This window comes from Leclercia sp. 29361 (genome assembly GCF_011290365.1).
Lineage (GTDB): Bacteria > Pseudomonadota > Gammaproteobacteria > Enterobacterales > Enterobacteriaceae > Enterobacter > Enterobacter tamurae.
Window position 1 is genome coordinate 2,100,885 of sequence record NZ_CP049786.1, and the last position, 14,658, is coordinate 2,115,542.

Consider the following 14,658-nt stretch of genomic DNA (forward strand, 5'->3'; position numbering starts at 1 on the left):
GGAAATTGCTATGGTTCAGCGTATTACCCTTGCCCCGCAGGGCCCTGAGTTTTCTCGTTTTGTGATGGGTTACTGGCGTCTGATGGACTGGAACATGTCCGCCCAACAGCTGGTCAGCTTTATTGAACAACATCTTGATCTGGGGATCACCACCGTAGATCATGCCGATATCTACGGCGGCTACCAGTGTGAAGCGGCCTTCGGTGAGGCCATGAAGCTCTCTCCCGCGCTGCGTCAGCGGATGGAGATCGTCACTAAATGCGGCATTGCCACCACGGCCAAACCAGAGCATGCCCTCGGTCACTACATTACCGACCGCGACCACATCATCAGCAGTGCAGAGCAGTCCCTTACCAATCTGGCCACCGATTATCTTGACCTGCTGCTGATCCATCGCCCGGATCCGCTGATGGATGCCGACGAGGTTGCTGAAGCCTTCCTCGCCCTGCACCAGAGCGGCAAGGTGCGCCATTTCGGCGTGTCCAACTTTACCCCGGCGCAGTTTGCCCTGCTCCAGTCGCGTCTGCCGTTCACCCTGGCGACCAACCAGGTCGAAATATCGCCGGTATACCAGCCACTGCTGCTGGACGGGACCCTCGATCAGCTCCAGCAGCTGCGCATCCGGCCGATGGCCTGGTCCTGCCTCGGCGGCGGTCGTCTGTTTAATGACGACGCCTTCCAGCCGCTGCGCGATGAACTCGCTCAGGTCGCCCAGGAGATGAATGCCGAAACCATCGAGCAGGTGGTGTACGCCTGGATTTTACGTCTGCCGTCGCAGCCGCTGCCGATTATCGGTTCCGGTAAAATCGAACGGGTGCGTTCAGCCCTGGCGGCAGAGCAGCTGCAGATGACGCGCCAGCAGTGGTTCCGCATCCGGAAAGCCGCGCTGGGTTACGACGTGCCGTAATTCCGTATTTATCTGACTTTCCGGTGAAATTCTTGCCCCTGGTATAAACTTAAGGGGCAAAAAATAACCGAAGGAGGTCATATGAAGCGTTTTACTCTGGCAGCGTTGACGCTGGTGGTCTGCGCAGGTGCGCAGGCTGCCAGTGAAGAAGTAAAGATGAACCTCGTCACCTCTGGGGGGATTGGCCAGTCCATCGGGACGGTGAAAATTACCGAAACAGATAAAGGCCTGGAGTTTTCCCCCGATCTCAAAGCCCTCCCGCCGGGCGAACACGGTTATCACGTCCACGCCAAAGGCTCCTGCGAACCCGCCATGAAAGAGGGTAAACCTTCCGCCGCTGAGGCTGCGGGCGGGCACCTCGATCCACAGAACACCGGCAAGCATGAAGGGCCGGAAGGCATGGGCCACCTCGGCGATCTCCCCGCGCTGGTGGTCAATAACGACGGAAAAGCCACCGACCCGGTGGTTGCGCCGCGCCTGAAAAAGCTGGATGAGGTCAAAGGTAAAGCACTGATGATCCATGTTGGCGGCGACAACATGTCCGATCATCCTAAACCGCTTGGCGGTGGTGGGGCGCGTTACGCCTGCGGCGTAATTTGATCGCTTAAGGTGCCCGGAGCGGGCGCCTGTTCCAGCTGGGACAGCGAGCAGTGCAGGCGCCAGATCAGGGCCGCCAGCTCCTGACCGGCCGGTTGCGAATGACGCCCAAGGACATCGCAGATGCGCTGTAGCTCATCAAGAGTGGCGGCCAGCGGCCGCTGCTGTACTCCGCGTTCGCTCATGATATCGCGCAGTAACGACACCGCGACATCCCGCACCTGTGCCAGTGGATCGGAGCGAGTCTCCCAGCCGCGCAGCTGCCATACCACGTGGCTGCAGTTGAGCAGGACCACGCCCCAGCGCAACAGCCAGCGGCGCGAGAGCGCATCCTGACTGCTGTTAAGCTGGCTCACATGGTGATACACCAGCGATTCATAACCATTTTCACTCAGCTGCGGTTTACGACTGAGCTGATCGACAAATCCCCGCCGCAGCTCGCGGATGTGACGGCGGCTTTTCCGTTCATCCGAGCCTGGACGTAATACCGCAAAGGCCAGCCACGTCAGCCCTACGCCAAGAATTTTTGCCAGATCGTCATTCAGGAAATCGGCAAAGTCATACACCGGCGGGTTGGTCACTGAAATAAACGATCCCATAAAGACGATCAGCTGTCCCCACAGTCCGGCGAGGGCGGGCATCTGCAGCTTCAGCAGCTGCATGGTGGTCAGCAACGGGAACAGGAACAGCAGGAACAGCCATAGATCGGAGATCTGCACCATCAGGCCGAATTTGACCACAAAGCTGAACAGCGAGAGCAGGATCAGGGTGCGCAGCAGCAGCGTCAGGGAGTTGAAAGGCGAGGCCGCCACCGAGTACAACACGCTGCTGATCGCCGCCAGCGTCAGGGCTGCTCCCCCGGCGTCCCACTGGGCGGTAATGGTCCAGGCGCCTACCAGACTCAGGGCGCAAAAGGTGCGAAAGCCGCTCCACAGCGCCTCCAGGTTATCGGTATGTCGGGCCAGTGCCGGGCTACGTGGGACGGCGAACTCCGTCACCGGGGTGGCCGTTTCAACTGCCTTTATCCAGCGGCTGCTGCGCAAATAGAGGCGGCAGAAATAGCGCAGCCGCTGCCAGACGGCACGATGGCGATAGTCGCCCTCAGCACCCGGGTTGAGCGGAGCGATGATGCGGGCCAGGGTATAGAAATCGGCATCGGGCCGGGCGAGGGCGGCCAGCAGCTGGTCGATGACCTCCCGGGTCTGTGCCGGTGGGTCAGGCCAGTTCAGCAGCATACGGCGCAGGCTGGAGATAGCGCTGGTCATCCGCAGCTGCTGGTGGAGCAGATAGTTGAGCAGGGCATTTTGCCGACGGAAACGGTAGTGACTCCAGAAGGCCTGAATTCGCAGCAGGTTCATGGTCAGGATCTGGGCGATGACCTTCTCATGGGCCAGACGAATGGCATCGTTGCTGTCGGGCTGCCACAGCAGGCTGGCATGCTCCAGCAGCCGGGCGTGCATCGCTTTCAGGGCGCTGATAAGGGCGGTACCGTCGGAAGTGCTGGGCAGGATCATCATCATCACCCCGCCGCTCAGGATGCCGATAATGACTTCACACACGCGCGCCTGGGCAATATCCCACAGCTGGGTCATGTCGACAATATCGATCACCGGGAAGGCGATGATCGCCGCGGTGTAACCGGCCAGCTGAAAGGCGTAGGCGACGTTATTGCTGAAATGGGCGCAGGCCCAGGTGCAGATCGCCAGCCAGGCCGCCATACTGAACAGAAAGAGCCACGGGTCGTTAAGCGTATGTCCGGCAATGATCAGTGCCGCGGTGGCCCCCAGCAGGCTGCCCGCCACCCTACCCAGGCTTTTACTGATCACCCCCCCGACGGTGGGGAAGCTGACCACTGCCGCCGAGGTCATCGCCCAGTAGGGTTCATCCAGGTTGAGACAATAGGCGACGGTGAGTGCCAGGCACATCGCAATCCCGTTACGCAGGGCATAGCGCCACTGCGCCGGGGTTGCCTTGAGCCACGGCAGGTTGCGCCAGGATAATGCGGGCACACTCACCGGGCGCGTCCGATGGAGACGGTGCAGGTGGTGCCGGAGACCAGCGTCAGGTCCGTCGGCAACTGGTCAAAGGCGATGCGCACCGGGATGCGCTGCGCCAGCCGCACCCAGGGAATGTTGGGTTTAACGTCGGGGACCAGCCCTGAATCGGTCTCCACGCTCTGATCGTAGATGGCGCGTCCGATACTGGACACATGCCCCTGTAACCTTTTCGAGCCGCTGTAGAGTACGATCTGCGCCGGGGCGCCTTCATGGATATGCCGGAGTTTGGTCTCCTCAAAATAGCCCACCACATAGAATGAATGGCTGTCGACGAGGGCGAAAACTGGCTGACCGGTAGACGCGTAATCGCCCGGCCGGGTAGAAAGATTGGTGACCCAGCCATCAACCGGGGCTTTGACCACCGTCTGGGTCAACTGCCACTGGGCCTGCTTGAGGGTGGCTTCGGCCACGGCCACGCTGGCCTGCATCGCTTTAACGTTGATATTGGCGGTATCCAGATCTTCTGCAGAGATATAGTTCCGGGAAAGATGGCGGCGGCGGTTGGCTTCGTTATTGGCTTTCGCCAGATCGGACTGGGATTTCGCCAGCTGCGCTTCAGCATTGAGGACCGCGATGTGATAGGGGGTCTCATCGATATAAAACAACACGTCACCGGCATGAACGAACTGGTTGTCCTTGACCTGCAGCCGGGTAATGGTGCCGGACACCTGCGGCGTTACGCTAACCTGCTCGGCGCGTATCTTGCCGTCACGGGTCCAGGGCGACTGCATATAATAATTCCATAGCCACCAGCCCGCGATCACCGCCAGGGCCAGAACGAGTAAGGATGAAAAATATTTAATGGTTTTCACAGGTATCGTCACCACACAATCAACAGAGCCAGACTCAGGCACACCGCGAGCACAAACAGCGAGAGATCCATCAACATCGGGTGCCAGATTTCACCGGAATAGATCCAGTCGCGCAACAAGCGGTGGGTGACAAGCCAGATTAGAAAACCCAGCATTACCGCCTTGAATAAGGGAGGAAAGTAAACCGAGGCGCCGACAATCAGATCCTGAAGCGGTAACCCCGTGGCGTTAAACGTGAAATTCACGAGCCGGTTCCTTTGCATTGGGGGAAGTGACTAAAAGTAGCCGCATATCGCCCGGGGGCGTCTTAACTCAATGTAAAGCAGAGAGTCATTTTGTTTTTATCCAGTATTGCATTTGTTTTGGCAATATAAATGCTGCACACTATTCTAAAATCAGTATAATAACTTAGCAAGCTAATTATAAGGAGATGAAATTGGAATCGCCACTAGGTTCTGATCTGGCAAGGTTAGTACGCATCTGGCGTGCTCTGATTGACCATCGCCTGAAACCTCTGGAGTTGACACAGACGCATTGGGTCACGCTGCATAATATCCATCAGCTGCCACCCGACCAGTCACAGATCCAACTGGCAAAAGCGATTGGCATCGAGCAGCCATCACTGGTACGCACGCTCGACCAACTGGAAGAGAAGGGGCTGATTTCGCGTCAGACCTGCGCCAGCGATCGTCGCGCCAAGCGGATTAAACTTACCGAGAAAGCCACGCCGATTATCACTGAGATGGAAGCCGTGATCTGTAAGACGCGCGGTGAAATCCTCGCCGGGATCAGCCCGGCTGAACTGGAACTGCTGATCTCGCTGGTCGCCCGGCTTGAAAGCAATATCCACGAGCTACAATCCCGTGACTAACCTCTAAAAAAGCCTTGCGAACGCAAGGCTTTTTCTTTACTGAAATACCACCACCCGGTTACGCCCGGTCTCTTTCGCCTCGTACATCGCCTTATCTGCGCATTCGACGCACGCTTCCGCGCTGGTTTCCGGCGAGGTGGCGGTAAACACGCCCATACTGATGGTAACAGGCTCGGGGAGTTGTCCTTCTGAACTGGCTTTGTCAACGCTGCTCAGTTTTAACCGTATCCGCTCTGCAACCTGGCGGGCTGCGTCGGAAGAGGTATGGGTTAACATCAGGACAAACTCCTCCCCACCAATACGCGCCGCAATGTCCTGGGGCCGTACCGAATCCATCAGCAGCTGGGAGACAAACTGCAGCACCTTATCCCCCTGCAGATGCCCGTAGTTGTCGTTAATACGCTTAAACCGATCGAGATCGCTGACGATAACCGAGACCGGGTGGTTTTCACTGGCCGTGCGCAGCGTCTGGTTCAATGCGTCGTAAAAATAGCTACGATTGTAGAGACGGGTCAGGGGATCGCGAATCGAATTCTGGTAAGACTGCTGGTACTTCAGATGCGAGTTGCGATAGAGATTAAATACGTCATACAGCAGGACGAAAATAATCAGCAGAGTGGCGACGGTTTCAAATAACCGGGCGCGATACCAGGTAATATCTTCCGCGTGACCGCCCAGAAACAGCATCGCCAGCGTCACGATATAGCAGACGCAGATAAAATTACCTCCGACCCAGAACATATTGCGCACGCGGGTAATAATCATCAGGGTAGCTAATGAAACAATCCAGACGAGGAGTAAGGCAACGTTTATCGCCTCTTTCCACAGCAGCATATATTTCCGGGTTTCATTATCAACCAGATCTAATGATAACAAAGGCGAAAAGCTGGAATATAGCCAGGCCAGGGCCACTATTCCGGCAGTATAAATAGCTGCCCCAACAATAACGGCCAGGTGAAACGTCCGGGTGAGCGGTCTGTTACGTATAAAATAGAGCAGGGCCGAAGCAATAAACATTACCGCCATTAACAGATGACGAAACGTAAAGAAGATCATCGCGTCGTTGTAGTTCACAACGTTGAACTGATGCTGGTCCAGCCATGCCGGGTAGCTGGAGAGCGTTCCCACCATCAGCATCGCGGAACCGACATAGGCGAAAGCAAACGCGATCAGATATAAGCGCTGTCTGTCACACCAGTATTTCATAACCATAAAGCAGGCAATAAAGAGATGAAAGACCAGTAAAAATATGGTCAGCATCGGAAATAAAATTGGTGAAAATGAGGTGACCTTATCTTCCAGTCCGGTAAACAGAAAATGTAAAATTCCGATAACAATAATGCATCCCAGCCAAAACTGGACGTAGTTATTCTTTATATAACGGCTCATCGAAACCCTGGATGTTGTGTGTTAGTAATAAATAGAAAAAGAGGGTTTGCGAATAGTCTCATGAACGCAGGGGGAATACTTTGCGCAGGAGCAAGAGAAGCGGATGTTAATTATATGTTTGCTGAATGTATTGTGTAAATATATTCAGTGCAGTGTTATATATTGTAAATGGGCGTGGTCATAGGACCACGCCCATAATGTCATTAACGCGGGGAGACGGTAACCTGGCTGCCATTGCTTGCCAGCACGACACGTTGACCAGCGGCAAATTTGGTGTTGCCCTGTTTCTGCACCACCATAATGGTGTTGCCGTCGTCTTTGCGGATTTCTAACTCAACGCCCTGGGATTTGTTCATCGAACCCTGAACGCCCTGACCGGCAACGCCACCGGCGACGGCGCCTGCCGCAGTTGCCAGGGAACGGCCCGTACCGCCGCCCACGGTGTTACCGAGGAAGCCACCCAGTACCGCACCGCCAAGAGCACCGATCACGTTGTTCTCATCACCACCCTGAATCTGTACCGGGCGAGTGTTCACAATGGTGCCGTAGGTGACTTGCTGTACCTGCTTCGCCTCAGATGCACTGTAAACATCCCCGGAGAGGGAGCTATCATTAACACAGCCAGCCAGAGTGAATCCAACCAGCGAAACGGCCAGTACACGTAAAATCATTTGAATCTCCTGTTCACCAAAAAACGCTCTGTGAGCATCCGTTATGGCTAAATTATATGGCATCAGGTGCCATAGATCCTATCTTCGCCTAAACAATAGGAGAATAGTACTTGATTCTGGCTTAACCAGATATAAACAGGCTCTGAGTTCACCCCACATCCGATGAGGATAATTCCTGGAATGACCGTTACGTCCAGGTATTGTTAAAAAGTATTATCGCGTCATGGAATTGATGCCGGGTTTATGGTGGAGTGGGCCATCAACCCAGCGGAGTAAGGAAAACGGATGAAATCGGGTCGCTACATTGGCGTAATGTCAGGAACCAGTCTGGATGGCGTGGATGTTGTTCTCGCAGCTATCGACGAGAATATGGTGGCGCAGCAGGCAAGCCTGAGCTGGCCCATTCCCCAGCAAACCAAACAAGCGATCCTGAATATCTGCCAGGGACAACAGCTTACGCTGTCGCAGCTGGGTCAGCTGGATACGCAGCTGGGCCGTCTGTTCGCTGATGCCGTGCTGGCGCTGATGAAACAGGAAGATCTGCGCCCTCAGGATGTGGTGGCGATTGGCTGTCACGGGCAAACCGTCTGGCATGAGCCGGTGGGCGATGCGCCTCATACTCTGCAGATTGGGGATAACAACCAGATTGTGGCCAAAACCGGGGTGACGGTGGTGGGTGACTTCCGCCGCCGGGATATGGCCCTTGGCGGGCAGGGCGCGCCGCTGGTGCCAGCCTTCCACCAGGCGCTGCTTGCGCACCCGACGGAGCGCCGCATGGTGCTTAACATTGGCGGGATCGCCAATCTCTCCTTATTGATCCCCGGGCAGCCGGTACGCGGGTTCGACACCGGGCCGGGAAATATGCTGATGGATGCCTGGATCTGGCGTCAGTCGGGCAAACCCTATGATAAAGATGCCCAGTGGGCCTGCAGCGGCAAGGTTATTATCCCGCTGCTGCAAAGCATGCTGTGCGATCCCTATTTTGCCGCTCCGGCACCGAAAAGCACCGGCCGCGAGTATTTCAATTACGGCTGGCTGGAACGCCAGCTGGCGAACTTCCCGGGCCTGGCGCCGCAGGACGTGCAGGCCACGCTGGCAGAGCTCACCGCCGTCTCCGTATCTGAACAGGTATTGCTGAGTGGCGGCTGCGATCGTCTGCTGGTGTGCGGGGGCGGCAGCCGTAACCCGCTGCTGATGGCGCGGCTGGCCGGTCTGCTGCCGGGCACGGAGGTAAGCAGCACCGACAAGGCCGGGATCAGCGGCGATGATATGGAAGCGCTGGCCTTCGCCTGGCTGGCGTGGCGAACGGTGGCGGGCCTGCCGGGAAATCTCCCTTCCGTGACCGGCGCGCGGGAAGCCAGCGTGTTAGGTGCTGTTTTTCCAGCCAATCCGCGGCAAAATCAGAGTTAACCGAATTTCGCTTAAAGGCGCACTGGGTAGAATGACACGAAAAAACGGGAGGGCGTTCGCGCCCTCCGGGACCAGGAAAGTCTTCGGAACTCACCCATGAAAAAACTGCTTCTTGCTTTAACCCCCTTCCTGCTGGCGAGCTGTAGCGTCTACAACCAGTTTGTTGAGCGCATGCAAACCGACTCCCTGGCGTACCAGTGCGACGAAAAGCCGCTCACCGTGAAGCTCAACAATCCCCGTCAGGAAGTCAGTTTCGTCTATGACAACAAGCTGCTGACGCTTAAGCAGGGGATGTCTGCCTCCGGCACCCGCTACAGCGACGGCGTCTATGTGTTCTGGTCGAAGGGCGACAGCGCGACGGTCTACAAGCGCGATCGCGTTGTGCTGAACAATTGTCAGATCGAAAATCCGAAGCGTTGAGATTTTGCAGGGGGCGGCGCACAATAGCGTCACCCATTGTCAATGTCAGCTAACGCCATGTCAGATAACGACGAATTGCAGAACATCGCGCACCTCAGGCGCGAATACACCAAAGGCGGCCTGCGTCGCCAGGATCTCCCCGCCGAGCCGCTGGTGCTGTTTGAGCACTGGCTGAAACAGGCCTGTGACGCCCGGCTGGCCGATCCCACCGCGATGGTGGTGGCGACGGTCGACGAACAGGGTCAACCTTACCAGCGCATTGTGCTGCTCAAGCACTACGACGAGAAAGGGCTGGTGTTCTACACCAACCTCGGCAGCCGCAAAGCGCACCACCTCGAAAACAACCCGCGCATCAGTCTGCTCTTCCCCTGGCATATGCTGGAGCGTCAGGTGATGGTCACCGGCACCGTTGAGCGCCTCTCCACCCTGGAAGTAGTGAAGTATTTCCACAGCCGTCCGCGCGACAGCCAGATTGGGGCCTGGGTCTCGAAGCAGTCGAGCCGCATTTCGGCCCGCGGCGTGCTGGAGAGCAAATTCCTCGAGCTGAAACAGAAGTTCCAGCAGGGCGAAGTGCCCCTGCCGAGTTTCTGGGGCGGTTTCCGCGTCTCTGTCCAGCAGATGGAGTTCTGGCAGGGCGGTGAGCACCGCCTTCACGACCGCTTTTTATACCAGCGCGAGAACAGTGCGTGGAAAATCGATCGTCTGGCCCCTTAATCCCCTAAATTTGTTCTTTTAAGCGCTGGTACAACGGGTGTCAGCGCTTTATTCTATGTACCTTTCGCGTCTGGCGAAAAGTCGTGTACCGGCAGAGGTGCAGTCGTTTTATACATGGAGAATTTGATGGCAAGCAGTAACTTGATTAAACAATTGCAAGAGCGGGGGCTGGTAGCCCAGGTGACGGACGAGGAAGCGTTAGCAGAGCGACTGGCGCAAGGCCCGATCGCGCTCTATTGCGGCTTCGATCCTACCGCCGACAGCTTGCATTTGGGGCATCTTGTTCCATTGTTATGCCTGAAACGCTTCCAGCTGGCAGGTCATAAACCTGTGGCGCTGGTGGGCGGCGCAACGGGTCTGATTGGCGATCCGAGCTTTAAAGCCGCTGAGCGTAAACTGAATACGGCAGACACCGTGCAGGAGTGGGTGGATAAGATCCGCAAACAGGTTGCCCCGTTCCTCGATTTCGACTGTGGTGAAAACTCCGCGATCGCTGCCAACAACTACGACTGGTTTGGCGGCATGAACGTGCTGACCTTCCTGCGTGATATCGGCAAGCACTTCTCCGTTAATCAGATGATCAACAAAGAAGCGGTGAAACAGCGTCTGAACCGTGACGACCAGGGGATCTCGTTCACCGAGTTCTCTTACAACCTGCTGCAGGGTTATGACTTCGCCTGCCTGAACAACCTGCACGGCGTGTCGCTGCAGATTGGCGGCTCCGATCAGTGGGGTAACATCACCTCCGGTATCGACCTGACCCGTCGTCTGCACCAGAACCAGGTCTTCGGTCTGACCGTACCGCTGATCACCAAAGCCGACGGCACCAAATTCGGTAAAACCGAAGGCGGCGCGGTATGGCTCGATCCGAAGAAAACCAGCCCGTACAAGTTCTACCAGTTCTGGATCAACACCGCAGATGCTGACGTCTATCGCTTCCTGAAGTTCTTCACCTTTATGGATCTGGAAGAGATCAACGCCCTGGAAGAAGAAGACAAGAACAGCGGCAAAGCCCCGCGCGCCCAGTACGTGCTGGCGGAGCAGGTCACGAAGCTGGTGCACGGTGAAGAGGGCCTGGCGGCCGCGAAGCGCATTACCGCCAGCCTGTTCAACGGTACCCTGAGCGATCTGAGCGAAGCTGACTTCGAACAGCTGGCGCAGGATGGCGTGCCGATGGTTGAGATGGAGAAAGGGGCAGACCTGATGCAGGCACTGGTGGACTCCGGGCTGCAGCCGTCCCGTGGTCAGGCGCGTAAAACTATCGCCTCGAACGCAATCACCATCAACGGCGAAAAACAGTCCAACGAGGAGTATACCTTCGTGGACAGCGATCGCCTGTTTGGCCGCTACACCTTACTGCGTCGCGGCAAAAAGAATTACTGTCTGATCTGCTGGAAGTAATCATAAAAGCACAGGGGCATGGGAAACCATGCCCCTTTATTTTTTCAGGGTTGTGGTAAGAAAATGAAGAATATCCTCGCCATCCAGTCCCACGTCGTGTTTGGGCATGCTGGCAACAGCGCCGCGGAATTTCCGATGCGTCGTCTCGGGGCCAACGTCTGGCCATTAAATACCGTTCAGTTCTCCAACCATACGCAATACGGTAAGTGGACCGGTTGCGTGATGCCGCCTGCTCATCTGACAGAGATTGTCCAGGGCATCGCGGAGATCGACAAACTCAAAACCTGTGACGCCGTGCTGAGTGGCTATCTGGGTTCAGCCGAGCAGGGCGAGCATATTCTGGGTATTGTTCGACAGGTGAAAGCGGCCAATCCGGCGGCGAAATACTTCTGCGATCCGGTGATGGGTCACCCGGAAAAGGGCTGCATCGTGGCGCCCGGCGTTGCGGAGTTTCATGTTCGTCATGCCTTACCGGCCAGCGACATCATCGCCCCGAATCTTATTGAGCTGGAGATCCTCTGCGAGCATCCGGTCAACAGCGTGGAAGAGGCTATTGCGGCGTCACGGGAACTGATTGCCCAGGGCCCGGAAATTGTACTGGTGAAGCACCTGGCCCGCGCCGGGATCAGCCCGGACCGCTTTGAGATGCTGCTGGTGACGAAAGACGAAGCCTGGCACATCAGCCGTCCGCTGGTGGATTTCGGCAGCCGTCAGCCGGTGGGTGTCGGGGATGTGACCAGCGGCCTGCTGCTGGTGAAACTGCTGCAGGGGGCAACGGTGCGTGATGCGCTGGAGCACGTCACGGCAGCGGTGTATGAGATTATGATCGCCACGAAAAATATGCAGGAGTATGAGCTGCAGGTGGTGGCCGCTCAGGACCAGATTGCGCAGCCGGAGCACCTCTTTAGCGCGACCCAGCTTTAGCATCATAATGCCCGGCGGCGCTGCGCTTGCTCGGGCCTGGAAAACCGTAGGCCGGGTAGGCGCCAGCGCCACCCGGCAAAAACTTACTTCAACCCTTCCGCTTCCAGCGCTGCCGCCACGGCAGGACGCTCCGCCATACGCTGCATGTACGCATCGATATGGCTCAACCCTTCCATATTCAGCTTCACGGCTTTAGCCCAGCGCAGAACGGTAAACAGATAGGCATCGGCAATGGTAAAGCGCTGACCGCAAATCCACTGCTCGTCTTTCAGGGACTCGTTCACATACTGCAGCTTTTTCTCCAGCAGGGCGCGAACGGTCGGCTTGTACTCTTCCGGCGTATCCGGGCGGAACAGCGGGGTAAAGCCTTTGTGCAGCTCGGTGGCGATGTAGTTCATCCACTCAAGCGTCTTGTAACGCGCGATGCTGCCGGTCGGGGCCAGTAGCTGGCGATCGGCCACGCCATCCGCCAGGTATTGCATGATCGCCACCCCTTCGGTCAGCAGGGTGCCGTCTTCCAGCAGCAGGGCCGGGACCTGGCCTTTAGGATTCACCGCGAAAAAATCATCGCCGTTTTCCAGACGCTTCTTCATCAGATCAACCCCGTTGAGGGTGAAGTCTTTACCGCTCTCGCGCAGCGTAATATGGGAGGCAAGAGAGCAGGCGCCTGGTTTATAGAACAGTTTCATCGGTCACTCCTGTTTACGTAGGTTTACTCTATGGTAGTGCGGCACAGAATAAAAAAAAAGCCGCTAACGCACAGTTAGCGGCTTCAATTCAGTCGTTTCCCGATGACATTACGCGGTCGCGGTTTTCGCTTTGGCGTCGATGTCGTCGTCCTGAGTCATGCGATTCAGTTTCGGTGCGATCAGCATCATCAGCACGGCGATAACCGCAGTGGCGATACCAATCTGCAGGAATACGTCGCCGTAAACATGCAGAGACTGCAGCGGATCGGTCACGTCGGACGGCACGGCCATCAGGTTCGCGATCTTACCGGCGATGATGGCGGCACCGGCAGTGGTCAGGAACCAGCTACCCATGATGAAGCCCATCAGACGCTGTGGAACCAGCTGCGCAACCATTGCCAGACCCAGACCGGAGATCATCAGTTCACCGATGGACTGCAGAGCGTAGCTCAGGATCAGCCAGTTGACGGAGACGATACCGGCGTCGCTGGCGAATTCCGCACCCAGCGGCAGCACCAGGAAGGCGCCAGAGCACAGCACCATACCCACCGCGAACTTGTGCGGCATTGGCAGGCGGTCGCCCATCTTGTTGTAGATAGCGGCCAGAATCGGGCTACCAATCATGATCCAGAACGGGTTAAGGGCCTGGAACTGCTCCGGTTCAAACGCGATACCGAGGATAGAGTGCTCAACGTTACGGATGGCGAAGAAGTTCAGCGAGGTTGGCATCTGGCTGTACAGAACGAAGAAGACAATTGCCTGAACCATCAGGATGAAGGCAACAATCATTTTACGACGCGCTGCGCCATGCATAGCGAAAGCTTCTTTCGCGAAGATGCAGACGATACCCAGCGCAACCACGCCCAGCACCGCACGGGCGATACCCTGGTTGTGCAGCAGCCAGGTGGCAACGGCAACCAGAATGACAACACCGACGATGGTCGCCAGCAGTTTGCCCATCTGTACCGGGGCAAAGTCAGGCTTGGAACCGTAGTCTTTCACCCAGCCGCGGCAGAACAGGAAGTTCACCACGGTGATCAGCATCCCGACGAAGCTCAGGGCAAACGCCACGCTCCAGCCGAATTTTGCTGCCAGCCACGGGGTCGCCAGCATAGAGAAGAAGGAACCGATGTTGATGGCCATGTAGTACATGGTGAATGCGCCATCGAGACGTGGGTCATCTTTGTTGTAGCAGGTCGAGAGCAGGGACGATGGGTTCGCCTTGAACAGGCCGTTACCGACCGCGATGGTCGCCATACCCATATACACCACGCCGGCATCATGACCAGACCAGGCAACCAGACCGTAACCGATCGCCAGAACGATGGCGCCCAGCAGAATAACACGTTTGGTCCCCAGCACTTTATCGCCCAGCCAGCCGCCGATTGCGACCAGACCGTACACCAGAGCACTGAAAGAAGAGAACAGCGTGATGGAATCAGCTTCGGACATACCCAGTTGTTTAACCAGGTAAACCGCCATGATCCCTTGCAGACCGTAGTAACCAAAACGTTCCCACAGCTCAATGGAGAAAATGAGATAGAACGATTTCGGTTGTTTGAAAGCGTTAAGACTTACGCTTTCCTCAGCTGGTTTATTGTTTGCAGTAGACACATATACCTCTTTTTTTACATCCCATATTAACGGGGGTGTTCATAGCGTGATGACCGTAGTCCATCCGCTTTATAGTTATAGTGGGAGGGGAAACGGCGGGTAATGTTCACTATCCTGACCCGTCTGGCAAGGCATTTGTAATACTCTGTTACATATAACTCCAGCGCTATAATGCGCCAGAA

At 56.5% G+C, this 14,658-nt stretch carries 15 protein-coding genes; 8 read left to right on the forward strand and 7 right to left on the reverse strand.

Annotated elements, in window-relative coordinates; all coding sequences use genetic code 11:
- The first annotated feature begins 10 nt into the window (after positions 1 to 10).
- Positions 11 to 907 (forward strand): aldo/keto reductase family oxidoreductase, encoded by an 897-nt coding sequence (locus G7090_RS10030; RefSeq protein ID WP_166182292.1) that lies wholly within the window; start codon positions 11 to 13, stop codon positions 905 to 907.
- 81 nt (positions 908 to 988) lie between these two features.
- A complete protein-coding gene (gene sodC, locus G7090_RS10035; protein ID WP_106993702.1) occupies positions 989 to 1,507 on the forward strand; it encodes a superoxide dismutase [Cu-Zn] SodC in 519 nt (172 codons plus the stop codon).
- Here the strand turns inward: sodC and G7090_RS10040 are convergent.
- From G7090_RS10040 to G7090_RS10050, 3 genes are read right to left on the reverse strand one after another with little or no spacing between them, the layout of a single operon-like run.
- Positions 1,486 to 3,519, reverse strand: a complete 2,034-nt coding sequence (locus G7090_RS10040) for an FUSC family protein (protein ID WP_166182293.1) — start codon at positions 3,517 to 3,519, stop codon at positions 1,486 to 1,488. The genes sodC and G7090_RS10040 overlap by 22 nt on opposite strands.
- Positions 3,516 to 4,379, reverse strand: coding sequence for an HlyD family secretion protein (locus tag G7090_RS10045; protein WP_166185192.1), 864 nt, complete (start codon positions 4,377 to 4,379; stop codon positions 3,516 to 3,518). Before G7090_RS10045 ends, G7090_RS10040 begins: the two co-directional genes overlap by 4 nt.
- Positions 4,380 to 4,381: 2 nt before the next feature.
- On the reverse strand, positions 4,382 to 4,618 hold the full coding sequence (locus G7090_RS10050) for a DUF1656 domain-containing protein (RefSeq protein WP_106993704.1): 237 nt from the start codon (positions 4,616 to 4,618) through the stop codon (positions 4,382 to 4,384).
- Positions 4,619 to 4,803: 185 nt separating this feature from the next.
- Between G7090_RS10050 and slyA the strand changes: the two genes are divergently transcribed.
- Entirely contained in the window at positions 4,804 to 5,244 is a 441-nt protein-coding gene (gene slyA / locus G7090_RS10055; RefSeq protein WP_106993705.1) for a transcriptional regulator SlyA, read from the forward strand.
- Positions 5,245 to 5,280: 36 nt separating this feature from the next.
- On the opposite strand, the gene G7090_RS10060 is transcribed toward slyA, so the two are convergent.
- Positions 5,281 to 6,633 (reverse strand): GGDEF domain-containing protein, encoded by a 1,353-nt coding sequence (locus G7090_RS10060; protein ID WP_166182294.1) that lies wholly within the window; start codon positions 6,631 to 6,633, stop codon positions 5,281 to 5,283.
- 203 nt (positions 6,634 to 6,836) lie between these two features.
- Complete coding sequence (gene slyB, locus G7090_RS10065; protein ID WP_106993707.1) at positions 6,837 to 7,304, reverse strand: outer membrane lipoprotein SlyB; 468 nt, start codon at positions 7,302 to 7,304, stop codon at positions 6,837 to 6,839.
- Between the two features lie 285 nt (positions 7,305 to 7,589).
- On the opposite strand from slyB, the gene anmK reads away from it, so the two are divergent.
- The 5 genes from anmK to pdxY all read left to right on the forward strand — a co-directional run bounded on the left by anmK (position 7,590) and on the right by pdxY (position 12,173).
- Complete coding sequence (gene anmK / locus G7090_RS10070) at positions 7,590 to 8,714, forward strand: anhydro-N-acetylmuramic acid kinase (protein WP_106993708.1); 1,125 nt, start codon at positions 7,590 to 7,592, stop codon at positions 8,712 to 8,714.
- 96 nt (positions 8,715 to 8,810) lie between these two features.
- Positions 8,811 to 9,134, forward strand: a complete 324-nt coding sequence (mliC, locus tag G7090_RS10075) for a C-type lysozyme inhibitor (RefSeq protein WP_106993709.1) — start codon at positions 8,811 to 8,813, stop codon at positions 9,132 to 9,134.
- Between the two features lie 57 nt (positions 9,135 to 9,191).
- A complete protein-coding gene (pdxH, locus tag G7090_RS10080) occupies positions 9,192 to 9,848 on the forward strand; it encodes a pyridoxamine 5'-phosphate oxidase (protein ID WP_106993889.1) in 657 nt (218 codons plus the stop codon).
- 126 nt (positions 9,849 to 9,974) lie between these two features.
- On the forward strand, positions 9,975 to 11,249 hold the full coding sequence (gene tyrS / locus G7090_RS10085) for a tyrosine--tRNA ligase (protein WP_166182295.1): 1,275 nt from the start codon (positions 9,975 to 9,977) through the stop codon (positions 11,247 to 11,249).
- A 63-nt stretch (positions 11,250 to 11,312) separates the two neighbouring features.
- The gene (pdxY, locus tag G7090_RS10090) at positions 11,313 to 12,173 is read left to right on the forward strand and encodes a pyridoxal kinase PdxY (protein WP_166182296.1); all 861 of its coding nucleotides are present in this window, start codon (positions 11,313 to 11,315) and stop codon (positions 12,171 to 12,173) included.
- An 83-nt stretch (positions 12,174 to 12,256) separates the two neighbouring features.
- On the opposite strand, the gene gstA is transcribed toward pdxY, so the two are convergent.
- Both gstA and dtpA read right to left on the reverse strand, forming a co-directional pair.
- Complete coding sequence (gstA, locus tag G7090_RS10095) at positions 12,257 to 12,862, reverse strand: glutathione transferase GstA (protein ID WP_106993712.1); 606 nt, start codon at positions 12,860 to 12,862, stop codon at positions 12,257 to 12,259.
- A gap of 108 nt (positions 12,863 to 12,970) precedes the next feature.
- Entirely contained in the window at positions 12,971 to 14,476 is a 1,506-nt protein-coding gene (dtpA, locus tag G7090_RS10100; RefSeq protein ID WP_106993713.1) for a dipeptide/tripeptide permease DtpA, read from the reverse strand.
- Positions 14,477 to 14,658: the final 182 nt, after the last annotated feature.

Coding starts and splice junctions, on each gene's coding strand:
- sodC (WP_106993702.1), top strand. CDS start 989: ATGAAGCGTTTTACTCTGGCAGCGTTGACGCTGGTGGTCTGCGCAGGT.
- anmK (WP_106993708.1), top strand. CDS start 7,590: ATGAAATCGGGTCGCTACATTGGCGTAATGTCAGGAACCAGTCTGGAT.
- slyB (WP_106993707.1), bottom strand. CDS start 7,304: ATGATTTTACGTGTACTGGCCGTTTCGCTGGTTGGATTCACTCTGGCT.
- gstA (WP_106993712.1), bottom strand. CDS start 12,862: ATGAAACTGTTCTATAAACCAGGCGCCTGCTCTCTTGCCTCCCATATT.
- mliC (WP_106993709.1), top strand. CDS start 8,811: ATGAAAAAACTGCTTCTTGCTTTAACCCCCTTCCTGCTGGCGAGCTGT.
- G7090_RS10060 (WP_166182294.1), bottom strand. CDS start 6,633: ATGAGCCGTTATATAAAGAATAACTACGTCCAGTTTTGGCTGGGATGC.
- pdxY (WP_166182296.1), top strand. CDS start 11,313: ATGAAGAATATCCTCGCCATCCAGTCCCACGTCGTGTTTGGGCATGCT.
- slyA (WP_106993705.1), top strand. CDS start 4,804: ATGAAATTGGAATCGCCACTAGGTTCTGATCTGGCAAGGTTAGTACGC.
- pdxH (WP_106993889.1), top strand. CDS start 9,192: ATGTCAGATAACGACGAATTGCAGAACATCGCGCACCTCAGGCGCGAA.
- G7090_RS10030 (WP_166182292.1), top strand. CDS start 11: ATGGTTCAGCGTATTACCCTTGCCCCGCAGGGCCCTGAGTTTTCTCGT.
- tyrS (WP_166182295.1), top strand. CDS start 9,975: ATGGCAAGCAGTAACTTGATTAAACAATTGCAAGAGCGGGGGCTGGTA.